The organism is Microbulbifer taiwanensis, assembly GCF_014904815.1.
In the GTDB taxonomy this organism is placed as follows: Bacteria; Pseudomonadota; Gammaproteobacteria; order Pseudomonadales; family Cellvibrionaceae; genus Microbulbifer; species Microbulbifer taiwanensis.
Genome location: NZ_JACZFR010000036.1, coordinates 1 through 24,617, shown reverse-complemented (window position 1 = coordinate 24,617; position 24,617 = coordinate 1). Strand labels below are relative to the sequence as shown.

Genomic DNA, 24,617 nt, shown 5'->3' with positions numbered 1-24,617 from the left:
CCGGCGCAGGTCGGTATCCAGTACGGGGGCGCCTAGATTCCGGCCTGCGCCGGAATGACGACAGAATGCCCGCCGCTCCAACATGGGGATTGCAGTTCCCGTAGGGTGCGCCGCGCGCACCGCCATCGCTATACGACCTTGGTCGCAGGCTCCGCCTGGGCGAGCTGTTTCTGCCTCGCCTGCAGGAGGGCGCGCAGAGCCGCCGGGCGCAGGGGCTTCTGCAGAAACTGCCAGCCCGCGCGCTGTGCCCGGTTTTTCACCAGGTCGGTGTTTTCCGCCGAGATGATCACGCAGGGTACCGCCTCGCCCCAGTGGCCCATCAGCTGTTGCGCCAGCGCTATGCCGTCGACGCTGTCTTCCAGGTGGAAATCCATCAGCAGCAGGTCGGGCTTTTGCAATTGCAGCGCCGAGTCGCTACCGCGCGCGCATTCGATGCTGCACCCCCAGCCGCCGAGCAGTGCCTGCATGGCCTCCAGGATTGCAGGCTCGTTGTCGACGCAGAGCACGCGCAATTGCAGCGATGACTGCGCCGGTGTCAGCTGTGCGGTAGCCGCCGCCTGGCGATTTTCCGCGCGCGCGCGCGGCAGGCGCACGCGGAACACACTGCCGCGCCCCGGCCGTGACACCAGCTCGATGGGCGAATCCAGCAGCCGGCACAGGCGCTCGACGGTGGCCAGGCCCAAACCGTAGCCGTGCTCGCGCTCGACACCGCCCAGACGACAGAACTCGCGGAAGATATTCTGCTGTTGCGAGCCGTCTATGCCGCAGCCGGTGTCCCAGACCTCCAGTGAAACACCACCATTCTTATGGCGTGCGCCTATCAGTACGCCACCGCTGCGTGTGTACTTGATGGCGTTGTCCACCAGATTCTGTACCACCCGGCGCAGCATCTTTTCATCGCTCATCACCCAGAGGTCGCTGCGGCGGTAGCGCAGCTGGATATTGCGGCTGCCCGCGGCCAGGCGCGCCTGCTCCACCACCTCTGCGACCACTCTGTCCAGTTCGGTAGGCTGGATTTTCGGGTGGATATCGCCGGCGTCCATGCGCGCTATCTGCAGCATATCGGTGATCAGCTGCTCGGCCGCCGCCAGGGCACTGTCGGCGCGACTCAGCAGGCCGCGACTGTCGTCGTCCAGCCTGCGCGCGCTGAGCGCATCGAGGAACAGGCGGCTGGCATTCAACGGCTGCACCAGATCGTGACTGGCGGCGGCGAGAAACCGGGTCTTACCGGCGCTGGCCACTTCCAGCTCGCTGTTCAGCGTTTCCAGCTGTTCGTTCAAGGCTTGCAGCGCAGCGGTGCGCGCCGCAACCTTCTGCTCGAGGGAATCCTTAACTTCGGTCAGCTCTCCCAGGGTACGCTGGTAGTCCGACACATCGGTATAGGTGGTCACGAAGCCACCGCCGGGCAGCGGGTTGCCGCGAATCTCCAGCACAGTGCCATCGGTGCGGTGGCGCTGCACCCGGTAGGCGGTGCCAGCCCGCAGGTGCTCCACGCGTTTCTGTACGTGTATCTCCACAGAACCGGGGCCGCACTCACCGCGGCTGGCGTTGTAGCGCACCAGCTCCGCCACTGGCTGACCGACATGGATCATCGACGACGGATAGCGGAAGAGCTCCACATAGCGGCGGTTCCAGGCCACCAGGTTGAGGTTGGCATCCACCACCGAGATGCCCTGATCGATATTGTCGATGCTGCTCTGCAGCAGGCCGCGCCCGAACTGGTAGATGGCGGAGGCCTGCTCCAGGGTCTGGGCGCTGGCCTCGGCGCCGTTGTAATTGCGCACCAGGCGGCGCGCGCTGGTGGAACCGACGATACCGGCGAGAATTTTCTCCACCGCCTCGCGGTAATCGTTACCGGATGCCTCGCGGAGGCCGGCAAAAGTCTTTCCCGCCGCGTCGCCACCGATAAAGCGCGCCAGCAGCTCGCGCAGCTGCGCCCTGTCCACCGGCACCTCGGCGACGCTGCTGTCGTGGGGGGTCGAGAACGCCAGCCACTTGGATACCAGCAGCAGAAGCGCGCAATTGAGTCCCATGCCGATGACGCAGCTGATCGTCAGTGAACTCCATTGCAGATCCAACCAACGCGCAACGAGATCCACCTCACCCACCGCTGCCGGCAGGGCCGACAGCGCCCAGACAAGCGTACCTGCAGCCAGCCCGGCGATAACACCGGCCGCGCGCAGCCTGATCCAGTGCTTGGGCCAGATCACAGCGGCGATCATCGCCGGCGCCAGCTGGCCGACCAGAGCCAGGGACAGCAGGCCGAAGGTGCCCAGGCGCACACCCGCGCCTATCGCCTCGTTGACCGCAAAGGCCGCCAGCATGATCAGCGCGATAATGCCGCGGCGCACGCGGCGCAGGTCCGAACCCAGCGCCTGGTCCGCGGGCCGCGCCTGCAGTCGCTGCAACCACCAGGGCACCACCATGGTGTTGGCGATCATGGTGGAAAGGGCGATGGTGGCAATGATGACCATGCTGGAACCGGCGGAGAGGCCGCCGATAAAGGCCAGCAGCGACAGCCACTCGGAGCCGCCGTGCAGGGGTATACCCAGCACGAAGCGCTCCGGGTTATCGAAGCCCGCCCCGGGGGTCTGGGGCAGCCACAGCAGCCCGCCGTAGCCGACCACCAGAATCGCCACCGAGAGTATCCCCAGATAGATCGGTATCAGCTTCCTCACCGGGCCTATATCCTGCTCGCCGTCACTCTCGATCATCAGGATATGGAACTGTCGCGGCAGGCAGAACATGGCCGCCATGCCCAGCACCACCACGGCGAAATAACCGGTATCCGCGGGACGCGCCGCATTCAATTGTGCAACCCGCTCACTGGCCAGCGCCTCGCGCGCCAGGCCGGTTGCCCCATCGAAGGCGCTGCCCAGCACAAACCAGGCCACGGCGACGAAGGCCCCAATCTTGACCAGCGCCTCGAAGGCCACGGCCAGCAGCATGCCGTTGCGGTGCACGCTGCTGTCGATATGGCGGGTACCGAACAGCAGTGCGAACAGGCCCAGAGTCACACTGACAACCGCCGTCACCGCAGAGGAACTGATTTCCCCACTATGGGCCAGCAATAGGAAACTGTCCGATACCGCCCGCAACTGAAGAGCCAGATAGGGCAAGACTGCGACCAGTGCGAGCACGGCCACTGTGGCCGCCAGCCACTGGGAGCCGCCGAACTGGGCGCTGATAAAGTCGGCGATGGAGGTGGAGCCCCGCCGCTTGCACAGGCGCACGAAACGGGTCAGCAGCGGCGCGCCGACAATCAGCATCAGGCTGGCGCCGACAAAGGTGGGCGGCAACAGCCAGCCCTCCTCCACCGCCTGCGCCGGGGTGCCGAAGAACATCCATGCGCTGGTGTAGGTACCGGCCAGGGCCAGCAGCAATGGCTTGATCGGGCGAATGCGCGCCACCGGCAGCCGGTCGCCCCAGAAGGCAATAGCGAACAGCAACAGCAGGTAGGCCAGGGCAACGGCGGCCAGGGTAGTGAGGCTAAACAAGCGGCAATACCTATTTGGACTTGTCTTCGTTATTCTTTCTCTCGACGACTGAAACCATACCCCAGTGGCTGTTTTTTGTCCTCCATCCTGAGCACCGCAAACGTCATACCTTGGTCTAGCAGGCAAATAGACTCCGAGTGGATAGAGTGGCAGCTCCGAGACTTATAAAAACCATAATTTTGGTGAATGGAGAGAGCCATGAGCAGAGCGATAAATAGAGCAATAAAATTCCATCCCCTCGCCGCCGGCGTCATGCTGGCCTGCGGCGCCAGCTTTACCCACGCCGACCCCGCTCTGGAAGAAGTGACCGTCACCGCGCAGAAGCGCGAGCAGTCGCTGCAGGAGGTGCCGGTGGCGGTAACTGCCATCGGCGAAGCAAGCCTGATTGAAAATGGCATCACGGATATGACCGATATCCAGAAGCTGAGCCCCAATACAACACTGCAGGTCAGCCGGGGGACCAACTCCACGCTGACGGCCTTCATTCGCGGAATCGGCCAACAGGACCCTCTGTGGGGCTATGAGCCGGGCGTCGGCATTTACATCGACGACGTCTATGTGGCCCGCCCCCAGGGTGCGGTAATGGATGTGTTCGATGTGGAGCGTATCGAGGTATTGCGCGGCCCCCAGGGCACCCTCTACGGCAAGAACACCATCGGCGGCGCCGTCAAATACGTCACCAAGAAAATGACAGGAGACACCGAGGTTTCAATTGGCTCCGCAATCGGCAGTTACAATCAGCGTGACTTCAAAATCAAAGCCTCCACCGGCCTGACGGAAAACCTCAATATCGGTGCAGCGATAGCCAGCTTCAATCGCGATGGTTTCGGGGAAAATGTCATTACAGGTGACGACCAGTATGACAAAGACATACTGGCAATGCGGGTCAGCCTGGAGTATTCACCCTCCGATGATATTTTTGTTCGCTTTGCGGCAGACAACACCGCGGATGACTCTGCGTCCAAGCATGGACACCGTTTTAACCCCGGCATCAATGGCGAAGCAGTGCTGGACAGCGTTTACGATACAGAATCCAACCTTCCCGCCGACAACAGCGTCGAGACCAGCGGAATGTCCCTGTCCGCAGAGTGGCAAGTATCCGAAAGCATTACGCTCAAATCTGTGACCGCCAGCCGCGAGGGAGAAACTGAAACCGTCATCGACTTCGACAGCGTAAGCACCCCGAGCTTCGACGTTCCAGCGATCTATGACGACGAACAGTTTACCCAGGAATTCCAGCTGGTCTGGCAGGGAGAAAGTTCTGACCTTGTCAGTGGAATTTATTACTACGACGGCACCGCTTCCGGGAGCTACGATGCCGTTCTCGCTCCCAGCACCGTGGCCGTATCCGGCAGCGTCGATACTGAAAGCCTGTCCGCCTATGCCCACTACAACTGGCAATTTGCCGATCAGTGGAACCTGAATCTCGGCGGTCGCTATACCCGCGACGAAAAAGAGGCGGATGTCTATAACGCTGTACTCCTCGGGCTAGGTTCCGATTTCTCTCATGGTAAATACTATGGAGATACGGCAGAATCAACGCTGTTTCAGGTGAGGACGGATTACACCAACAGTAATACCTGGAGCGAGTTTACGCCGCGTATTGGCCTGGATTACCAGGTGAATGAAGATGCCATGCTCTATGCATCCTATAGTTCCGGCTTTAAAAGCGGTGGCTTTGACATGCGCGGTGTAGAAACCGCCAACCCGTTGACTCGCGAAGGTTACGCACCGGAAACCGTCGATACCGTGGAACTGGGTTGGAAGCTGGATGCACTGAACAACCGCCTGCGCCTGAACGGTGCGCTCTTCAGGGCCGACTACACAGACATGCAGCTGACCACCCAGCGCATTCTCGACGACGGAACCACCGCCGGTGATGTATTGAACGCAGGCAAGTCACGCATTCAGGGTATTGAACTCGAAGCGTCGCTGGCTATTACCGACAACTTGACTGCAAATGCCAACCTCGGCTGGGTCGATGCAGAATTTATCGAATTCATGTCGGGTGGCGAGGACATCGCGGATACCCGCGACATGCAGAACACGCCCGATACAACGGCGATGATGCAGCTGAACTGGGCGATTCCCGCTGCAGGCGGTGAGGTGGTTGTCGTGCCCTCTGTGTCGTATCGCTCCGATACGCAGATATTCGAGACTCCCGGCATTCTCGATCAGGACGCCTACACGCTGGTAGATCTCACTGCAACTTACTACAGTGCGAATGGCGACTGGCAGCTGGGCCTGGTCGGGAAAAACCTGACCGATAAGGAATACCGCATCGCCGGGTACGATTTCGGCACTGTATTCCAGACCGGCTTCTACGGCGCCCCGCGCACCATAGCCCTGACCGGCAGCTACAACTTCTGACCGGGAACCAGTCAGGCCCGATTGTTGCGCGAATTCTCCTCGGGGCGCCCCCTGCCTCCAGCTCAGTGAGCTACGACTTGCCGCCGTTAGTGTTTAACGGCGGCTTTTTTGTTTGTAGTTTCACGGGATCCTTATGATCGTCCGCTCTGTCGCCACTTTGCACAAATTGGCGTCAAAAACCTCACTTTGACGGCTGCTTCCTCTAGGCTGAAATTGAGTGCGGAGTAAATTCGCGCCTACCACACAAGTCACGAGGTACCTGCGGTGCAGAAATTGAGCTGTATTCTGCTGGCAGTGGCCCTGGCGACAGGAGTTGCCGGTTGTTCGACAACCGCGCCCGAGGGAGCCCCCAAAGCACTGACCATGAACGGTCAGAAATTCCACTGTATTGAACAGGAACTGGAGACCAAGATACTGGTGCGCTGTGTGCGGACCTCGTAAATCCCCGGGCGCGAAATGATCGCGCCGCAGGAGCAGCGGGGCGGCCATCCGCATTCAGTCCACCTGCACTATGCGCAGCGTATCGGTGTTGCCCCCCACGTCCTGGTGGTAACCCCGGGAGACCAGTACGAAATCGCCCTCTTGCAGTAGTTTGCGCTTCTTCAGGTGCGCTATGGCCTGGCGATCCCGCGTCGGGCCGTCCATGCCCTCCACTTCCATCAGCACCGGGTCCACGCCGCGATACAGGGCCACACGGCTGCAGCTGCTGCGATGTCGGCAAAAGGCAAAAATTGGAATGTCCGCGCGCACCCGCGACATCAGCAGCGCCGTGTTGCCGGTTTCGGTCTGGCAGATAATCGCCTTGATATCGCGGCAGTGGTTGGCGATGGTCGTCGCAGCCATGGCAATACAGGCGTCACCGGCGGGATAATTTTCCTGCATTACCCTGGGCGGTTTCCGCCTGGCGCGGTGCTTCTCGGCACCGACAATGACTTCGGCCATATGCTCTACCGTCTCCACCGGGTAGTCGCCGGCGGCAGTCTCCGCTGACAGCATCACGGCATCTGTGCCATCCAGCACCGCGTTGGCCACATCGCAGACTTCGGCGCGGGTGGGCACCGGGCTGGAGATCATCGACTCCATCATCTGTGTCGCGGTGATGGCCACCCGGTTCAGGTGTCGCGCGCGGCGGATCAGGTGTTTCTGCACGCCCATCAGTTGCGCATCACCGATCTCCACTGCCAGGTCGCCACGGGCCACCATAATGACGTCGCTGGCGAGGATCAGTTCGTCCAGTTGCGCCTCGTCGGCGACCGCTTCGGCGCGTTCTATCTTGGCCACCAGGTGCGCACTGCCACCGGCGGCACGCAGCAGCTGGCGCGCCTTCTGCATATCGGCGGCATCGCGGGGAAAGGATACTGCCAGGTAATCGAGCTCCAGCTCCGCTGCCAGCTTGATGTCCCTGCGGTCCTTCTGCGTCAGTGCCGGTGCGGTCAGGCCACCGCCCAGCTTGTTGATACCTTTGTTGTTGGATAGCCAGCCACCCACCTCGACCCGGGTATGCACTGCGCGGCCGTCTACTTTCTTTACCTGCAGGCGCAGGCGGCCGTCGTCCAGCAGCAGGATATCCCCAGCGGAGCAGTCGCTCGACAGATCCCCATAGTCCACCGATACACCCTGCACATTGCCGCCACCCTCGGGCCAGTCCGGGTCCAACGCAAAACCCGCGTCCTTCTCCAGGCGCGCGCGCCCCTCGCTGAAGGTGCCGACGCGAATCTTCGGCCCCTGCAGGTCACCGAGTACCGCCACATGGCGGCCCTGGCGGGCGGCCTCCCTCCGCACCTGCTCGGCGCGGCGGCGGTGATCCCCGGCGATACCGTGGGAGAAGTTGAGGCGCACCATATCCACACCGGTCGCGATCAGCTGCTTCAGCATGCCCGCCTTGTCTGTGGCAGGACCCAGGGTGGCGACGATCTTGGTACGTCTGAGCATGTGGATAACTTCCATGTAAGCGCTCACCTGCGGCAGTGGTCGGCGCTTTTGCAAGCATAGCTTGTCGCCCTACTCCACTCCCGGTACAGCACAGCAACTAAGCTTTCCGTAGCAACTTTTTTGGGATTCGGCGCCGGAAACTGATCGAAACAGGTGCCAGTGTTCAGGAACAGGCAGGGAGCTAGACGCCAATGAGCAGATTCATACAGTTGTGGCTGCTGGGAGTAGTATTGGTCGCGGGCGGCTGTCTCGGTATCGGTACCGAAGAGGCCCCGGTAGTGCAGTCGGCGGGCAACCTGAATACGGTTTGCGGCAACAAGTGGCAGCTGAAGCGCTTGCGGGTCAACGGCGAAGCCATTGCGGTAGAGGAAACGGACCGGTTCACTTTCCTGTGTAATCGCGAAGGCAATGTAATGGGCAAGAGCGGCATCAATACCTATCGCGGCGCCATGCAGGTCACTGAAAACGGCCAGATGCTGTGGGACACCTCCAGCTTCGCCTCCACCAAAATGGCAGGGCCGGACGCCCTGATGCAACAGGAAAACAGCTACCTGCGCGCCCTCGCCGGCACCCGCCAGGCCTTTACCAAATCCGGCGGTGCGCGGCTGATTCTGCGCGATGCCTCCGGTGATATCTATATAGAATTTGTCAGGGTCGGGCCTTGAACCCTGCCACAGACAGGCAGGGATTTTTCAGGTTTAATATCACAAAAATAACGAGACCTTTTCATGCTGTGCTTCCACAAACGCCTTCTTTCACTCATTCAGTTTTCACTGCTGCTGTCCCTGTCCGGCTGTGGCCACCTGGGAAACGATGAACTGGCGGAAAGTGTGGAGGAGTCTTCGGTCTGCGAGCACCAATGGTTGCTGGAGAGCCTGTCCGTGGACGGGCGCGAACACCGCTCGCGCCTGCTGTGGAAAAAGTTATTGCGCGATCGCCCCTACTTCACCTGTGACAAGCTCGGCTATGTGCGCGGCAGCGCCGGCATCAACCCCTACCTGGGTCGCTTCGCGCTATCCGACAGTGGAGAGATTTCCTGGCCCCAGGTTCCGGCGATCTCGCGCATGAGCGACGCCCGTGGCAGCAGTGATCTGGAAAAGGACTACCTGAAGGCGTTGCCGCAGACCGACAACCTGACGGTAAAAGGCGACTCCCTGATCCTGCGCAGCGAAAGCGGTGCTACCCGACTGGAGTTCAAGCGCATCGAAGGAATGCCGCGATAACCCCTCACAGAATTCATTCCACAACTTTCTCGCCCCCCAATAAAAAACGGCGGCCAAATTGGCCGCCGAGCATTATCAATCAAGAAGGGTAAAAATTCGCCAAAGCGAATCAAAAAGAGAGAAGACCAACGCTGCCTCCAGATACCGCTCGAACCCTAGCGAGGCGGACAAGCAAGTCGTTGTAGTTGCATACTAGTTGTCAGTCGTGACAATCAGGTTACAGCGATATCTAAAATCCGACTGGCCAGTTTGCAGCCCACCAACTGGCAGCTTGTCGCCACCCCCTCCATTTGGTATCCGTTACCACCGCAGGTAGATTCTGGCCTTTTCACATTGAATTCGATGGCCCCGTCCCTTCGGGTTGCGCTCCCCAAACGGGCCATGCCGTATTGCTCATCGCTCATTCGGCCAACTAAACCACGCTCCTCGCCTGACCCACTTTGGGACGGCAACGCGACCACCGATTTAGTTTAGGCAGGCCCTGGGGAAATTACCGATTGCGGCGCTGGTGCTGTTCGAGGTTTTCCTGCCGCTTGCGCTCGCTCTTGCGCAACAGCACATAGGTCGCGCCCAGGCCGCCGTGCTGTTTCTGCGCGCTGTGAAAGGCGAGCACCTCCTGCAGTTGCGGCAGCCAGTTATTGACGCAGCTCTTCAGCAGCGCCGGCTGCTTGCGCCCCTCGCCCTTGCCGTGGGTGATCAGCGCACAGCGCACGTCCGCCTCGACACAGTCGCGCACGAATTCCAGCACCGCACGGCGTGCCATTTCCACCGTGTAGCGGTGCAGATCGAGGCGCGCGTCCACCTGGTATTTGCCCAGGCGCAGATTGCGGTAAACACCGTTCTGTACACCGTCGCGCTTGAACTCCAGCGGGTCCCAGGGATCCACCAGTTCGACGTATTCCCCGGACAGGGGGTTCAGCTCCCGGGCAGTTTCCTCCACGGCGGCCTCACGGCGCGCGCGCTGGTTCAGGTCCGCATCCTGACGGTCTTTCTTCAGGACCACACGACGCTCCCGCGCCAGGGGCTTGACGTCACCCAGCTGGCCCAGGGCGTCCTGAAAAAGATCGCTGTCGCTCACGGCACTAATACCTCTTCTGCCTCTCGATACTGCGGTGATTAATCCAGGAACAGGTCCACGGCCAGGTCGTCGGCCTTGGCCGGATTGTGGGCGTAGCCGGTAAAATCCTCAACGCCGCGCTCACCCAGAAGCTCCTCGTCGATCAGCTGGCGGCCGGTCAGCGCACTGTTCTCCGTCACCAGGACTTCATAGGCCGCATCGGCCATCACCGCCGGCTTGCGACTCTGCTCGAACATTTCGCGGTTGCCCACCGCGAATTCAATCGCCGCAGTAGCCACCAGGGTGCGCGGCCACAGGGTGGCGACGCTGACACCCGCCTCGCGCAATTCCTCCGCCAGCCCCATGCTCAGGACGGTCATGCCAAATTTCGACAGCGCGTAGGGGGCAAAAGGCCCCAGCCACTTGGGCTGCAGGTTGATGGGCGGCGACAGGCTGAGGATATGGCCGTTGCCCGACTGCTTGAGATAGGGCATCGCCAGGTGCGCGGTCAGGTAGACGGCGCGACTGTTGATACTCTGCATCAGGTCGTAGCGTTTGGGCGGAGTGGATTCCACATTGGTCAGGTTGATGGCACCGGCATTGTTCACCACCGCGTCGATGCCACCGAATTTTTCCGCGGCCTCTGCCATCGCCTCGGCGACCCGCTTTTCCTCGCGCACGTCCACCTGCAACGGCAGCGCCGCACCGCCGGCGGCCTCCACCTCCTCCGCCACCGAGTAAATGGTACCCGGCAGCTTCGGGTGCGGCTCGGCGGATTTGGCGGCGATAACAATATTGGCCCCGTCCGCTGCACACTTGAGCGCAATGGCGCGGCCGATGCCGCGGCTGGCACCGGTGATGAAAATCGTCTTGCCCTTGAGGGCGCCGGTGTTTTTGGTCAGGGTGATAAATTCTTCACTCACTTGCGGCCTCCGGGGCAATGACTGCCGGGCAATAGATATCCTTGAACACTTGGGGCATGCGCTTGGGTCTGCCGCTGGACAGCTCGATACACACCATCTGCCACTGGGCGCGCAGTACCAGCGCCTCGTCGGAAGCGCGGAACACCTGGAAGCGGCGGGTCATATTCAGGCGCCCATCCACCTTCGTCAGCCAGGTACCGAACAGCAGTTCATCCCCTTCCCTGGCCGCCAGTATATAGTCGTACTCGCCGTGGCGAATGGCCATACCGCGGTCGAGCCCCTGGTAATTTGTGACATCCAGGCCCAGCTCCACGCTGTGGGCCCAACCGGCGCGCTCGCACCAGCGCACATATTCGGCGTTGTTGGTGTGGTGCAGGCCGTCCACATGCTCGGCCTGTACGGTGACCCTCCACACGAAGGGTCGCGGTAAATCCCATTCCATTCAGAAACTGCGCCCGTCTACCTGCTTGATCGTCAATTCCGTCGGCTCCACCCCTTCCAGGCAGCGCACATTGATGGCGGCGATGGGAGAACCATCCGGCATCTGCCCGAAACCGAAGGGCTGGCAGCCGCAATCGGGGCAGAACTGGTGTTTGATCTCGTGCTTGTTGAAGGTGTAAGTGGCCATGTCCGCTTCCGGCGACTTGAGCGCAACCTGGTCGCGGGGGCTGAACCAGAGCAGAAAGCCCTTCTTGCTGCAGTGGGAGCAGTTGCACTCCATCACTTCATCGATCTGCCCTTCCACTTCAAATGCGATACGGCCGCAGTGGCAGCTTCCCTGATAGTTCACGATGGCTCTCCTGTTGTGGGGTGTGGTTCGAGCCTATGCGATCTGGTGGGAGGGGACAAGTGACTCGGTGCGCGCGGCGCACCCTACGGGACTCGATAAGAGCAATGGGGTTAGATGCGAAGGTCCTGCTGCCAGCGCCCTAGGTTCAAAACCACCGAAGACCCATACTCATCAAAACGGCACGGATTGCCGTTTTGCACAGCCGAAGGCTGCCCGCAGGGTGAGGGCCAAGGACGGCCCAAATGAAAAAGGCCCCGATTGGGGCCTTTTCGATTCAGAGCCGGGCAAGCATCAGGCTTCGGTCTGCTCTTCCTTGGCGGCTTCCGCCTGCTGCTGCGCCTGGTTCAGGGCCGCGGCGAAGAGGGCGTCGAAGTTGATCGGCGGCAGCATCAGGGCCGGGAAAGAGCCCTTGGTTACCACGTTGTCCACCACTTCGCGGGCGTAGGGGAAGAGTATCTGCGGGCAGGCGGTGTTCAGCGCCTGGGCCAGCTGCTGGCCCTCCAGGCCCTTGATGGCAAAAAGGCCGGCCTGCTTCACTTCCACCAGGAAGGCAGTCTCTTCTTCCAGCTTGACGGTGATGGTCAGGGTCAGCGCCACTTCGTACAGATCTTCGTCGATCTTGGCGGTGCTGGTGTTCAGCTCCTGGTTGACCTGGGGCTTCCACTGCTTCTTGAAGACCTCGGCACCCATCGGGGTCTCGAAGGAGAGGTCTTTCAGGTAGATGCGCTGCATCGCGAATTGTACTTGCGGGGCCTCTGCGTTGGCCGCTGCGCCGTTCTGTTCTTCAGCCATGTTACTGCCTGTTCTTTATATAAGTGATTTATTACTGCCTTCCGTGAGAAAGACTCCCTGTATGAGTCTTTCAAATGGGGCCTGCGAATACCGTTTCAAGGCCGAGAATAGCAAATTACTATGACCGGACGTCGCAGCGGGCGTCAGTTGGCGCCACCCAACAGCTTGTCCAGTTGGCGGCTGCGCTCCAGCGCCATCAGCTCGTCGCAACCGCCGACATGCTGCTCGCCGATCCAGATCTGTGGCACCGTATGGCGACCCGCCTTGGCGGTCATCTGCGCGCGCAGCTCCGGATCGCCGTCCACGGCCATCTCGCGGTAATGCACGCCCTTGCTGTCGAGCAGCTGCTTGGCGCGAATACAGAAGGGGCAATAGCGGGTGGTGTAGATAACGACTTCTTTCACGATACCGTCTTTTTCAACGCTGGCGCGACCTGCAGCTGCGCCTTCAGTTAACCCTTGACCAGCGGCAGGTTCTGGTTGGCCCACTCGGTCATGCCGCCCTGCAGGCGGCGCACCTGGAAACCCTGCTGTTTCAACAGGCGACCCACGGCGCCGGCGTGCTGGCCCAGTTTGTCCGCCACTATCAGCGGCTTGTCCTTGTAGGCAGCCAGCTCGGAAACCCGCTCCGCCACCTCGCCGTGGGGGATATGCACCGCATCCACGATATGGCCGGCGCTGAATTCACTCCTGTCGCGCACGTCCAGTATCCGCGCGCCCTCGCCATTGATCAGCCGCGTCACCTCGTGTATCGATGCCGGGGTGCCGGCCTTGTAGCGCTCGCTCAGCGCAAATGCGTACAGCAATACCACCAGCAGGCTGACCAGCAGCCACTGCTCGCTCATAAAGACGAAAAAGTCCACTCCGCCCCCAATTCCGTGTTTGTTGTTGTGATCGACGCCCTGGCGCCCAATGCGGCCGGAGTATACACGATCCTGGCGAAATCTTAACCAGCCCGACACCTTTTAAAAGCCGGGTGTGCCGTATCTCTCATCCACGCCGGCGAACATGGTTAAAGGCTGCGCAATCGGGTTAAAATCCGCGTCCCGATTCCAACCACCGGCAGAGGAACACCTTCGCTATGGCCGCTGACCAACCCCATCAAAAACGTCCCCTGGTCCTGCTGATCCTGGACGGCTTCGGCCACAGCGAGAATCCCGAGCACAATGCCATCCACGCGGCCAAATCGCCGGTGTGGGACCAACTCTGGGCCAGCCGCCCCAAGACCCTGATCCAGACCTCCGGTATGGCGGTGGGCCTGCCCGAGGGGCAGATGGGTAACTCCGAAGTGGGGCATATGACCCTGGGCGCCGGCCGCGTCGTGTACCAGAACTACACCCGCATCAACAAGGCCATCCAGGACGGCGACTTCTTCAGGAATCCCGCCTACACCGCCGCGGTGGACAAGGCCATCGCCAACAACGGCGCCGTGCATATTATGGGCCTGCTGTCCGAGGGCGGGGTGCACAGCCATGAAGACCACATAGTCGCGATGGTGACCCTGGCCGCCCAGCGCGGTGCCAGGGCCATCTATGTACACGCCTTCCTCGACGGCCGCGACACGCCGCCGCGCAGCGCCGAACCCTCCCTGGCGCGCCTGATGCAGGTGTGCGACTCCATCGGCACCGCGCACATCGCCAGCCTGGCCGGACGCTACTTCGCCATGGATCGCGACCAGCGCTGGGACAGGGTCCAGGCCGTCTATGACCTGATGACCCGGGGTGTGGCCGAATACGAAGCCGCCGACGCCCTGGCCGGCCTGGCCGCCGCCTATGAGCGCGGTGAGAACGACGAGTTCGTCGCGCCGACCCAGATTGGCGAAGCGGCGCCGATCAACGACGGCGACGCGCTGATCTTTATGAACTTTCGCCCGGACCGCGCGCGCCAGTTGACCCGCGCCTTTACCGATTCCAATTTCGACGGCTTCGAGCGCGCCGCCGCGCCCGAACTGGCAGACTTCGTGATGACCACCGAGTACGCTGCCGACATTGACGCCAGCTGCGCCTTCCCGCCGGAGAAACTGGTGAACTCCTTCGGCGAATACCTGGCGGAGCAGGGCAGGACCCAGTTGCGCATCGCCGAGACAGAGAAATACGCCCACGTGACCTTCTTCTTCAGCGGTGGCCGCGAGGAGCCCTACGCCGGCGAGACCCGCGAGCTGATCAAGTCGCCCAACGTGGCTACCTACGACCTGCAGCCGGAAATGAACGCGCCGGAGGTAACCGACAAGCTGGTGGCGGCCATCGGCAGCGGCGATTACGACGCCATCATCTGCAACTACGCCAATGGCGATATGGTCGGCCACACCGGTATCTTCGAGGCCGCCGTCGCGGCGGTGGAGGCCCTGGACCAGTGCGTCGGCCGCGTCGTCAACGCGGCCCTGGCCGCCGGCGGCGAGGTGCTGATCACCGCCGACCACGGCAATGTGGAGGAGATGTTCGACGGCGCATCCGGCCAGGTCAGCACCCAGCACTCCACCCTGCCGGTCCCCTTCGTCTATGTGGGTGAGCGCAACGTCAGCCTGCGCGACGGCGGCAGCCTGGCGGACGTGGCACCGACCATGCTAGCGTTGATGGATCTGCCGCAACCGGCGGAAATGACTGGCCAGAGCCTGGTGAAATTCGACGGATGATTTACGCAATGAGAGTTCTAGCAGTAATCCTGTTCACACTCTTGTCCCTGCCCGCCTGGTCCCAGTCCGACGCGGACGGGGACCAGCAGGCGCGCCTGGCCGAGATCAAGCAGCGCATCGAGGCGCTGCAGCAGGAACTCAACCAGGTAAAGAGCCAGCGCGACCAGCTGCTCAAGGACCTGGAGGACAACGAAAAGGATATCTCCGAACTGCACCAGCGCATCGACCAGATCAAGCGCGATATGCGCAGCCGCGGCGAGAAACTGCAGGAACTGAAAAAAGAGCAGCAGCAGCTGCAGGAATCTCGGCGAAGTATGCAGCGGCGGGTCGAGCAGGAAGTCGCCGCCGCATACCGACTCGGAAGACAGGAGCAGGTCAAGCTGCTCCTCAACCAGCAAGACCCCCAGAATATCGCCCGCCAGCTCCGCTACCACGAATACTTTCTCCAAGAACGCAGCCGCGTTATCGACGACTACCTCGCCACACTGACTTCCCTGCAAACAGTCAGCAGCTCGATCGAGCGCGAGCGCGACACTTTGGATAGCGAGCGACGCCAGCTACAGGAGCGGGAGCAGCGGCTCAAGGGCGCACAGAGGCAGAGAAACAAGACCCTCGACAGGCTGGCCGCGCGCCTGGCGGACAAGAGCGGTGAACTGCAGCAGCTGAAGAGCGACAGAGGGCGCCTGCAGAAGCTCGTGGATGAGGTGGGTAAGGCCATCGCCTCGCTGGTGAGCCCCGGGGACCAGCAGCCCTTCGCCAGGCAGCGCGGGCGCATGCGGTGGCCGGCCGAGGGCCGCCGCGCCAACGCCTACGGCCAGCGCCGCGCCAACGGCATCTCCTGGAAGGGCATCACCATCCGCGCCAGTGAAGGTGAACCGGTGCGCGCCATTCATCGCGGCCGGGTGGTCTTTTCCGACTACCTGCGCGGCCAGGGCATGCTGATGATCCTGGATCACGGCGACGGCTATATGAGTCTCTACGCCCACAACCAGTCCCTGACCCGGAGCCTCGGCGAGTGGGTCGAGCGCGGCGACACCATCGCCCGGGTCGGCAACAGCGGCGGCCTGGCGCACAGCGGCGTCTACTTCGAGATACGCCGCAACGGCAAGCCGCAGGATCCCACCGTCTGGTGTCGCGGTTAACGGGATCACGAATTATCGCCATGCGGCTACCCTGACAGAGAGATGGGCAGATCACTTTCGACATGGCCGGACCAACCTCTATCCACTGCAAACGCGCCTACGCTTCGCCCCAGCGCGGGGACGGCTACCGCGTGCTGGTGGACCGCCTTTGGCCGCGCGGCCTGAGCCGCGAATCACTGCCGCTGGACGACTGGTGCAAGGCGCTGGCGCCCTCCGACGAGCTGCGACACTGGTTCAACCACGATCCCCGCCTCTGGGCCGCCTTTTACCAGCGCTACCACAAGGAATTGCGCGAAAAGAGTGCAGAGATTGAGACCCTCCTGAAGGCCAGTAACGGGCGTCCTTTGACGTTGCTCTATGCCGCGCGGGATCAGGAGCACAACAACGCGGTGGCACTGAAAATGTTCCTGCAAGGACAATGAATTCACAGAAGTGCGATAAATACGGCGCCGAGGGCAATTTTTCGCGCAGTTGAGTTTCCCGCCAACTTAAATCCCTGCCCACCCCCGCGGTCTACACTTTCGCAAAGAAGCGAAGAAATAAGGCAGAGGTTTCAACGATATGTTCACCCCCAAAGCGCTGGCCACCTTTATCGGCGCAGCCGCCCTCACCGCCCTGCCCCTGATGGGCCTCAGCGAGGGCGATTCCAACCACGACCTGATACCCGAAACCGCAACCCGCCTGCCGCTGGAAGACCTGCGCAGCTTCGCCAAAGTGTTCGAACAGATTCGCCAGGGTTACGTCGAGGAAGTGGACGACAGCACCCTGCTGGAATACGCCATCAAGGGCATGCTGCAGGGGCTGGATCCGCACTCCTCCTACCTGGACCGGGAATCCTTCGACGACCTGCAGGCCAATACCACCGGCGAGTTTGCCGGACTCGGCATCGAAGTGGGTATCGAGAACGAACATATCACCGTCGTCACGCCAATGGACGACACCCCGGCCTCCCGCGCCGGCCTGAAGTCCGGTGATATCATCCTGCGCCTGTCCGGTAAATCCATGAAGGGGGTCAGCCTGGACGAGGCGGTGGAGCGCATGCGTGGACCCAAGGGCAGCAGCGTCACCCTGACCATAGCGCGCAAGGGTCACAAGCAGCCTTTCGAGGTCACCCTGAAGCGCGACACGGTGCGCGTGCGCAGTGTGCGCAGCAAAATGCTCGACGACGGCTACGGATACCTGCGCATCAGCCAGTTCCAGCTGGATACCGGCGGCGACGTGGCACGGGAGATCAAGAAACTGCAGAAGAAGGGCAAGCTGAAAGGCCTGATCGTCGACCTGCGCAACAACCCGGGCGGTGTATTGCAGTCGTCGGTGGAAGTGGCCGATACCTTCCTCGAGGAGGGCCTGGTGGTCTACACCGAGGGGCGCACCGAATCCGCCAACCTCAGCTACTCCGCCGAGCCGGGCGACCTGACCGAGGGTGCGCCGCTGGTAGTCCTGATCAACGACGGCTCCGCCTCCGCCGCGGAAATTGTCGCCGGCGCCCTGCAGGACCACCGCCGCGCAGTGGTGATGGGTACCGACAGCTTCGGCAAGGGCTCGGTGCAGACGGTGATTCCGATCAACAACGAGCGCGCCATCAAGCTGACCACGGCGCTCTACTTCACCCCCAATGGCCGCTCCATCCAGGCCCAGGGGATTACACCGGATATCGTGGTCGAGCGGGTCAAGATTACCCGTCTGCAGGGCGCCACACGCACCACCGAGGCGGACCTGGCCGGCCATTTGGGCAACGGCAATGGCGGTGCGGAGCGCGGATCCAGCGACCGCGCCAAAGAGAAGGAGGGCCGCGACGACTGGCTCGATCGTGACAACCAGATTTTCGAGGCACTCAATGTACTCAAGGGCCTGAATCTCTACGCCCAGAGGGACAGGGGTTTACGCGAGCGCGTCGCCCGCGCCGATTGATCCCGCCGAGGAGTCAGGGGCGAATGCCGCATTCGCCCGACAAGGATGTAGGGGCGAACACGCTGTTCGCCCGAGAACGAAACCGCGTGGGTTATGTTCGTGCGCGGTTTTGGAAGGTGGTTATGCAGAAGTACCGCGCCGGCGAAGAGGGGCAACCCCTTCCCCCGCGCTCCGACCGCTTCTACAAACTGGGAGACGACTGGTACTTCCAGGTACGCGGCGGCGCCTGTTTCGGGCCCTATCCCTGCCGCGATGAGGCGGAGCGCGCAGTTCGATTTTATTTTTACCCACCGAGAGTTACCTACGGCAAGCAGCAGAAGGGCGCGGTGATCCATCCGTTCGGCAGCCAGCGCGCCAAGCACTGGCGCAGAAACCACAAGATCTGACGTCGATCCAGGTCACTCCTCTGCTGGGTGCACCGCGCGCACCAAAGAGACCGGCGGTGCGCACGGCGCACCCTACAGACGCATCTCTATTCCCGCTTCCTGCATAAAGGCCTTGGCCTCGGCAATGCTGTACTCGCCAAAGTGGAAAATACTCGCCGCCAGCACCGCATCGGCACCGCCCTGCAGGACGCCATCGGCCAGGTGCTGAAGATTGCCCACGCCGCCGGAGGCGATCACCGGCACCGGCACCGCATCGGATACCGCGCGGGTCAGGGGCAGGTCGAAACCATTCCTGGTACCGTCCCTGTCCATGCTGGTCAGCAGTATTTCGCCGGCGCCCAGGTCCGCCATTTTTTTGGCCCACTCGACCGCATCTATGCCGGTGGGGTTGCGGCCGCCGTGGGTGAATATCTCCCACTTGTTTTCAGCCACCTGTTTCGCATCAATGGCGACGACAATGCACTGGCTGCCGAAACGTTCGGCCGCCTCGCGCACGAATTCCGGATTCTTGACGGCGGCCGAGTTGATCGCTGTCTTGTCCGCGCCGGCATTCAGCAGGTTGCGGATATCCTGCAGTGTGCGCACACCGCCGCCGACGGTCAGAGGAATAAACACCTGGGAGGCCATCTTCTCCACGGTGTGCAATGTGGTGTCGCGGCCCTCATGGGTTGCGGTGATATCGAGAAAGGTAATCTCGTCCGCTCCCGCCTCGTTGTAGCGGCGCGCGATTTCCACCGGGTCGCCGGCATCGCGGATATCGACAAAATTGACGCCCTTGACCACGCGCCCGGCGTCGACGTCCAGGCAGGGGATGATTCGCTTTGCCAGTGCCATCTTCTCTTCTTCCCTTTACCGCTTCCAGTCGTCGCAGAGCTGCTGCGCCTGGCGCAGGTTCAGCTTGTCCTCGTAGATGGCGCGGCCGGTAATGGCCCCGGCTATCTCGCCTGCCTCGAGCAGCTGGCGAATATCCTCGATACTGCTGACACCGCCGGAGGCGATGATCGGAATCTGCACCGCGCGCGCCATTTCCAGCGTGGCGGCGATATTGACCCCCTGCATCATGCCGTCGCGGGCGATATCGGTGTAGACGATGGAACTGACACCACAGTCGGCGAACTGCTTCGCCAGTTCCGTGGCCTGTAGCTCGGACACTTCCGCCCAGCCCTCGGTCGCCACCAGGCCGTCCTTCGCGTCCAGGCCGACGATGATATGACCCTCGAACTCGCGGCAGGCTTCTTTCACCAGCTGCGGATTCTTGACCGCGGCGGTGCCGATAATGGCCCAGGTCACACCGGCATCCAGGTATTTTTCGATGGTGTGCAGATCGCGGATGCCGCCGCCTATCTGCACCGGCAGGCCGGGAAACTGTTTCGCAATTGCAGTGACCGCCTCTCCGTTGACCGGGTTACCGGCAAAGGCACCATTCAGGTCCACCAGGTGCAACCGCCTGGCGCCCTCGTCGACCCAGTGCTGCGCCGTGGCCAGCGGGTCGTCGGAGAATACGGTGGCGTCGTCCATCTCGCCCTGGCGCAGGCGCACGCACTGGCCGTCTTTCAAGTCGATTGCGGGTATTACGATCATGATCTGTCTTTAATTCGGCGGTAAATGTAAATCGTATTTGGTGGTAATCAGATTTTGCCGTTCCAGCCGACAAAATTTTTCAGCAGCTGCAGGCCGGCGTCGGCACTTTTTTCCGGGTGGAACTGGGTGGCAAAAATATTTTCCCGCGCTACCGCGGCGGCGAGGGATACACCGTAGTCGGTCTGCCCGGCGATATCGGCATTCTCTTCGGCCGGCACATAGTAACTGTGCACGAAATAAAAACGGCTGCCGCCCTCAATATCCTTCCACAGCGGATGCGCCCGCTTCTGCTCTACCCGGTTCCACCCCATATGGGGGACCTTTAATCTTGAGCCGCAGGCGCCAACCTTTCCGTCTTCCTGCAAATCGTTGCCAAAAAACTTTACCGGCTGCGGGAAAATATCCAGGCAGTCGACACCGTTGTTCTCCTCGCTGCGGCGCATCATGATCTGCATGCCGACGCAGATGCCGAGTATCGGCAGGCCGGACTCTATGGCGTCATTCAGCAGTGGCGCGAAGCCGGCCTCGACGAAGCCCGCCATACAGTCGCGGATGGCGCCGACGCCCGGCACCAGCAAACGGTCGGCGCCCTGGGCCTGCTCCGGTGTACCGGCGAGCACCACTTCGTCATGCGGCGCAACCCGCTGCAAGGCACTGGCCACCGAGTGCAGGTTGCCCATGCCGTAGTCGAGTACGGCGATTTTTTGCGTTGACGAGGGCATCAGAGCACACCCTTGGTGGAGGGCATGGTGCCGGCCATGCGCGGATCCGGCGTCAGCGCCATGCGCAGGGCACGACCGAAGGCCTTGAATACCGTCTCCACCTGGTGGTGGGCATTGTGGCCGCGCAGGCAATCGATATGCAGGGTCACCAGGGCGTGGTTCACGAAGCCCTGGAAGAATTCGTAGAAGAGCTCGGTATCGAAATTGCCGATGCGTTTCTGGGTAAAGGGCACGTCCATGATCAGACCGGGGCGGCCGGAGAAGTCCACCACTACCCTGGAGAGCGCTTCATCGAGCGGCACATAGGCGTGACCGTAGCGAGTCATGCCCTTCTTGTCCCCGAGCGCCTCGGTAATCGCCTTACCCAGGGTGATGCCGATGTCCTCCACCGTGTGGTGATCGTCGATATGCACATCGCCATCGCAGCTGATATCCAGGTCGATCATGCCGTGGCGGGCTATCTGGTCGAGCATATGCTCGAGGAAAGGCACCCCGGTATCAAACTGGCCGCGGCCGTCGCCATCGAGGTTGACGCTGACGGCGATTTTGGTTTCCAGGGTATCGCGTTTGACGCTGGCCTTGCGCATGGAGGGAAAATCCTCGGTCTGTTTACAAATTGGGGGCGATTAGGCAGAAGGCGCGAATTATAGGACGAATGACCGCCCCTGTGACCGGTTGGTGACAGATGAAACTTGATTCGTAACCCGAAGCACATATCATACCGTCCATGGTCAACCACTCCCGCCAAAGATCCCGCTTCTGGGCCAGCCTGATGCTGTTGCTTGCACTGCTCGCAGCCCAGCCGCTGTGGGCGGAGCATATTCACCTGAACGACGGTCAGGTGGAGATGTGTGACCTCTGCTTCAACCATATGCCCGCCGCCCACGGCAGCGACTTCGATTTCGTCCAGCCGGCACCGGTAGTGCTCTACAGCACCCAGTCCGCGCCGGTACCCCGCGACTGTCAGCCGGAGCGCCAGAGCGCCCGCGCACCCCCGCTATTCCTGCCACCCCGCTGACTGGCACCGAGCGTGATGCGAAGGGCCTGATGCCGGGGTTTGTTTGTGGGACTGTTGGCGAGAGGGGCCGAAGGCGCCGTGAATACGTGGAGCGGCCGGGCCACCTCGCCGACAAGCCTACAGGGACGTATTAAGGGGGGGCGCCTAGCCCGTGTCCCACAAACAAACCCCGGCAGCAGGCCCGCCCGTCGCCCCAATCGGTAGCCACAAGCCAACTAGCAAACTCGAAAAACCGATAAGTTTATTTAGCGGCGACGCCTGCCTGTTCGTTTATGGCAGCGCCCGCGCGCCGTGTGACAGGAATAAAAAACCGATGAACAAGACCAGCAAACTGGCCCTGGCGATTGCCGGCGCCCTGACCGTGCCCGCCACCTACGCCGCCGACAATACCGGCCAGCCCCTGGAAGAGGTCAACGTCACCGTATCCCCGCTGGACAAGCCCGCCGACGCCGTGGCCGCACCGGTATCCGTGCTGTCCGGCGAGGCGCTGCGCGACGCCGCTGCCGCAACCCTGGGCCAGACCCTGGAGAGCCAGCCGGGCGTGGCCAACGCCTCCTTCGGCGGCGGTGTCGGCCTGCCGGTGATTCGCGGCCAGAGCGCCAACCGCGTCAAGGTGCTGAACGACAACCTGGACGTGGCCGATGCCTCCAATACCAGCTCCGACCACGCCGCCAGCATCGAGCCACTGCTGGCCCAGCGCATCGAGATATTGCGCGGCCCGGCCGCCCTACGCTACGGCAGCGGCGCCATCGGCGGCGTGGTGAACGTGATCGACGGCCGCATCCCCACCCAGGTGCCCGAGGCGCTGGAGGGCGCCCTGGAGATGCGCCACAACAGCGGCAACAGCCAGGACGCCGGCGTCTTCCGCCTGTCCGGCGGCGCCGGCCGGGTGGCCTGGTACCTGGACGGCGTCTACCGCGACAGCGACGACACGGAGATCCCCGGCCTCGCCATCATCCACCGCGAGGAAGCGCACCACGACGAGGAGCACGCCGGTGAGGAACACGGGCACGAAGAGGAAGAGTTCAACACCGACGGTTTCGTCGGCAACACCAATGCCCGCGCCCACAGCTACAGCGGCGGCGTCTCCTGGATCACCGAAACCGGCTTTGTCGGCCTGTCGGTAAACCAGCTCGAGAACAACTACGGTATTCCCCTCGGCGCCCACGAACACCACCATGAGGAAGAGGAGCACGGGGAGGAAGACCACCACGAAGAGGAAGCTGCGGGCGACGAGCACGAGGAGCACGAGCACGGCGAAGCGCCGGAAGTCGTGCGTATCGATATGGCCCAGACCCGCTACGACCTCAAGGGCGAACACCAGTTCGACGACGGCTACTGGGACAAGCTGCGCCTGCGCCTCGGCTACAACGACTACGAGCACACGGAGCTGGAAGCCCACGGAGACCACTTCCACGAGGGCACCCGCTTTACCAACGAGGCCTGGGAGAGCCGCATAGAAGTGACCCACGACGACGGCGGCGAGTGGCGCGGCGCCTACGGCCTGCAGCTGTCCAACAAGGACTTCGCGGCCATCGGCGACGAGGCCTTCGTGCAGCCGTCCAAGACCCGCAGTGTGGGCCTCTTCACCATGAAGGAACGCGCCTGGGGTGACTGGCACCTGGATCTGGGCGGCCGCGCCGAGCAGGTCTCCGTCGATCCGGATCAGGGGGAAAGCCAGGACTTTAACCTGCTGGGGCTGAGCGGCACCCTGCAGTATTTCCTGGCCGAGCACCAGCACCTGAGCTTCGGTGCCACCCACGCAGAGCGCGCACCGGTGGCCGAGGAGTTGTTTGCCGACGGCGCCCACCTGGCGGAAGCCCGCTACCTGGAAGGCGAAGAGGATCTCGACAAGGAGAAGTCCTTCAACCTGGAGCTGGGCTACCACCACCACAATGAAGAAGCCTCCGGCTGGCACGCCGCCCGCGTCGAAGCCAACCTGTTCTACAACCGCGTGACCGACTATATCTACGCGGCCAACACCGGCGAGGAAAACCACGAGGAAGAGCTGGCCGTCTACGGATACAGCAACCGCGATGCGGTCTTCTACGGTGCCGAAGCCTCCGTGCGCCTGCCCTTTGCCGGCGGCCACTATGTGGAGCTGTTCGGTGACAGCGTGCGCGCCAGCTTTACCAGCGATCTCGACCTGCATCACGGGGAAGAAGAAGGCGAAGCGGGCCACGATCACGACCACGAGGAAGGCGAGGGCCGCGAGTACAGCCGCGATGTGCCGCGTATGCCGCCGCTGCGTATCGGACTCGCCCTGGGCGGCGACTACGACCAGTGGAACTGGGAGTTGCGCACCACCAAGGCTTCCGCACAGGAACGCGCCGGCGCCTTTGAGGAAGCCACCGATGGCTATACGCGCATGGACCTGACCGCGCGCTACAACCTCAAGCTGGGCAGCACCGACGCGGTGCTGTTCGCCAGCGCCCGCAACCTGCTGGACGAGGAAATCCGCAACTCCGCCTCGCTGCTGCGCGACTTCGCCCCGGAAATGGGCCGCAGCGTCGAAGCCGGCGTGCGGTTTATTTTCTAGGCCGCAACTGCTTCAATACCCCCTCCGAGCGCCCCCCCCCCCCCCCGCCGGGGGGGCGCCCCCCCCCCCACCCCGGGTGGGTTCCCCCCCGGGGGGGCCCCCC

At 62.3% G+C, this 24,617-nt stretch carries 24 protein-coding genes; 11 read left to right on the top strand and 13 right to left on the bottom strand.

Translation table 11 applies throughout. The features are described from left to right. Positions 1-128: 128 nt before the first annotated feature. The gene (locus IG627_RS13705) at positions 129-3,497 is read right to left on the bottom strand and encodes a hybrid sensor histidine kinase/response regulator (protein ID WP_193192940.1); all 3,369 of its coding nucleotides are present in this window, start codon (positions 3,495-3,497) and stop codon (positions 129-131) included. Positions 3,498-3,695: 198 nt separating this feature from the next. Between IG627_RS13705 and IG627_RS13700 the strand changes: the two genes are divergently transcribed. Further along, on the top strand, positions 3,696-5,867 hold the full coding sequence (locus IG627_RS13700; protein ID WP_193192939.1) for a TonB-dependent receptor: 2,172 nt from the start codon (positions 3,696-3,698) through the stop codon (positions 5,865-5,867). 264 nt (positions 5,868-6,131) lie between these two features. Then, complete coding sequence (locus IG627_RS13695; protein ID WP_193192938.1) at positions 6,132-6,308, top strand: hypothetical protein; 177 nt, start codon at positions 6,132-6,134, stop codon at positions 6,306-6,308. A gap of 54 nt (positions 6,309-6,362) precedes the next feature. On the opposite strand, the gene pyk is transcribed toward IG627_RS13695, so the two are convergent. Then, positions 6,363-7,799, bottom strand: a complete 1,437-nt coding sequence (gene pyk / locus IG627_RS13690) for a pyruvate kinase (protein ID WP_193192937.1) — start codon at positions 7,797-7,799, stop codon at positions 6,363-6,365. 191 nt (positions 7,800-7,990) lie between these two features. Here pyk and IG627_RS13685 point away from each other — a divergent pair, with 191 nt between their 5' ends. Beyond that, the gene (locus tag IG627_RS13685) at positions 7,991-8,464 is read left to right on the top strand and encodes an META domain-containing protein (RefSeq protein ID WP_193192936.1); all 474 of its coding nucleotides are present in this window, start codon (positions 7,991-7,993) and stop codon (positions 8,462-8,464) included. 63 nt (positions 8,465-8,527) lie between these two features. Then, positions 8,528-9,022 (top strand): META domain-containing protein, encoded by a 495-nt coding sequence (locus IG627_RS13680; RefSeq protein WP_193192935.1) that lies wholly within the window; start codon positions 8,528-8,530, stop codon positions 9,020-9,022. Between the two features lie 490 nt (positions 9,023-9,512). On the opposite strand, the gene smrA is transcribed toward IG627_RS13680, so the two are convergent. The 7 genes from smrA to IG627_RS13645 all read right to left on the bottom strand — a co-directional run bounded on the left by smrA (position 9,513) and on the right by IG627_RS13645 (position 13,446). Beyond that, complete coding sequence (smrA, locus tag IG627_RS13675; protein ID WP_193192934.1) at positions 9,513-10,100, bottom strand: DNA endonuclease SmrA; 588 nt, start codon at positions 10,098-10,100, stop codon at positions 9,513-9,515. Between the two features lie 38 nt (positions 10,101-10,138). After that, positions 10,139-11,002 (bottom strand): SDR family oxidoreductase, encoded by an 864-nt coding sequence (locus IG627_RS13670; protein ID WP_193192933.1) that lies wholly within the window; start codon positions 11,000-11,002, stop codon positions 10,139-10,141. Continuing rightward, entirely contained in the window at positions 10,995-11,444 is a 450-nt protein-coding gene (locus IG627_RS13665) for an acyl-CoA thioesterase (RefSeq protein ID WP_193192932.1), read from the bottom strand. The genes IG627_RS13670 and IG627_RS13665 overlap by 8 nt, the downstream gene beginning before the upstream one ends. Then, entirely contained in the window at positions 11,445-11,792 is a 348-nt protein-coding gene (locus IG627_RS13660; protein ID WP_193192931.1) for a GFA family protein, read from the bottom strand. Between the two features lie 291 nt (positions 11,793-12,083). Then, positions 12,084-12,584, bottom strand: coding sequence for a protein-export chaperone SecB (gene secB / locus IG627_RS13655; RefSeq protein ID WP_193192930.1), 501 nt, complete (start codon positions 12,582-12,584; stop codon positions 12,084-12,086). A gap of 143 nt (positions 12,585-12,727) precedes the next feature. Continuing rightward, positions 12,728-12,988 carry a glutaredoxin 3 gene (gene grxC / locus IG627_RS13650; RefSeq protein WP_193192929.1) on the bottom strand — a complete coding sequence of 87 codons (261 nt, stop codon included), beginning with the start codon at positions 12,986-12,988 and terminating at the stop codon, positions 12,728-12,730. 47 nt (positions 12,989-13,035) lie between these two features. Beyond that, positions 13,036-13,446: a rhodanese-like domain-containing protein gene (locus tag IG627_RS13645; RefSeq protein ID WP_319024572.1), complete on the bottom strand. Its 411-nt coding sequence runs from the start codon at positions 13,444-13,446 to the stop codon at positions 13,036-13,038. A gap of 218 nt (positions 13,447-13,664) precedes the next feature. Here IG627_RS13645 and gpmI point away from each other — a divergent pair, with 218 nt between their 5' ends. From gpmI to IG627_RS13620, 5 genes are all read left to right on the top strand, one after another. After that, complete coding sequence (gene gpmI / locus IG627_RS13640) at positions 13,665-15,215, top strand: 2,3-bisphosphoglycerate-independent phosphoglycerate mutase (RefSeq protein WP_193192928.1); 1,551 nt, start codon at positions 13,665-13,667, stop codon at positions 15,213-15,215. Between the two features lie 8 nt (positions 15,216-15,223). Then, positions 15,224-16,357, top strand: coding sequence for a murein hydrolase activator EnvC family protein (locus IG627_RS13635; RefSeq protein ID WP_193192927.1), 1,134 nt, complete (start codon positions 15,224-15,226; stop codon positions 16,355-16,357). Between the two features lie 62 nt (positions 16,358-16,419). Continuing rightward, positions 16,420-16,779: a DUF488 domain-containing protein gene (locus tag IG627_RS13630; RefSeq protein WP_193192926.1), complete on the top strand. Its 360-nt coding sequence runs from the start codon at positions 16,420-16,422 to the stop codon at positions 16,777-16,779. Positions 16,780-16,918: 139 nt separating this feature from the next. Then, entirely contained in the window at positions 16,919-18,268 is a 1,350-nt protein-coding gene (locus tag IG627_RS13625; protein ID WP_193192925.1) for a S41 family peptidase, read from the top strand. Between the two features lie 122 nt (positions 18,269-18,390). Continuing rightward, entirely contained in the window at positions 18,391-18,654 is a 264-nt protein-coding gene (locus IG627_RS13620) for a DUF6316 family protein (RefSeq protein WP_193192924.1), read from the top strand. Positions 18,655-18,726: 72 nt separating this feature from the next. Here the strand turns inward: IG627_RS13620 and hisF are convergent, their stop codons facing one another. Genes hisF through hisB form a run of 4 tightly spaced genes read right to left on the bottom strand, consistent with a single transcriptional unit; the run spans position 18,727 to position 21,544 of the window. After that, positions 18,727-19,488, bottom strand: coding sequence for an imidazole glycerol phosphate synthase subunit HisF (gene hisF / locus IG627_RS13615; RefSeq protein WP_193192923.1), 762 nt, complete (start codon positions 19,486-19,488; stop codon positions 18,727-18,729). A 15-nt stretch (positions 19,489-19,503) separates the two neighbouring features. Further along, entirely contained in the window at positions 19,504-20,235 is a 732-nt protein-coding gene (gene hisA / locus IG627_RS13610; RefSeq protein WP_193192922.1) for a 1-(5-phosphoribosyl)-5-[(5-phosphoribosylamino)methylideneamino]imidazole-4-carboxamide isomerase, read from the bottom strand. 47 nt (positions 20,236-20,282) lie between these two features. After that, positions 20,283-20,957: an imidazole glycerol phosphate synthase subunit HisH gene (hisH, locus tag IG627_RS13605; protein WP_193192921.1), complete on the bottom strand. Its 675-nt coding sequence runs from the start codon at positions 20,955-20,957 to the stop codon at positions 20,283-20,285. Beyond that, positions 20,957-21,544, bottom strand: coding sequence for an imidazoleglycerol-phosphate dehydratase HisB (gene hisB / locus IG627_RS13600; RefSeq protein WP_193192920.1), 588 nt, complete (start codon positions 21,542-21,544; stop codon positions 20,957-20,959). The genes hisH and hisB overlap by 1 nt, the downstream gene beginning before the upstream one ends. 140 nt (positions 21,545-21,684) lie before the next feature. Between hisB and IG627_RS13595 the strand changes: the two genes are divergently transcribed. Both IG627_RS13595 and IG627_RS13590 read left to right on the top strand, forming a co-directional pair. After that, on the top strand, positions 21,685-21,975 hold the full coding sequence (locus IG627_RS13595; RefSeq protein WP_193192919.1) for a hypothetical protein: 291 nt from the start codon (positions 21,685-21,687) through the stop codon (positions 21,973-21,975). 313 nt (positions 21,976-22,288) lie between these two features. Continuing rightward, complete coding sequence (locus tag IG627_RS13590; protein WP_193192918.1) at positions 22,289-24,514, top strand: TonB-dependent receptor; 2,226 nt, start codon at positions 22,289-22,291, stop codon at positions 24,512-24,514. Positions 24,515-24,617: the final 103 nt, after the last annotated feature.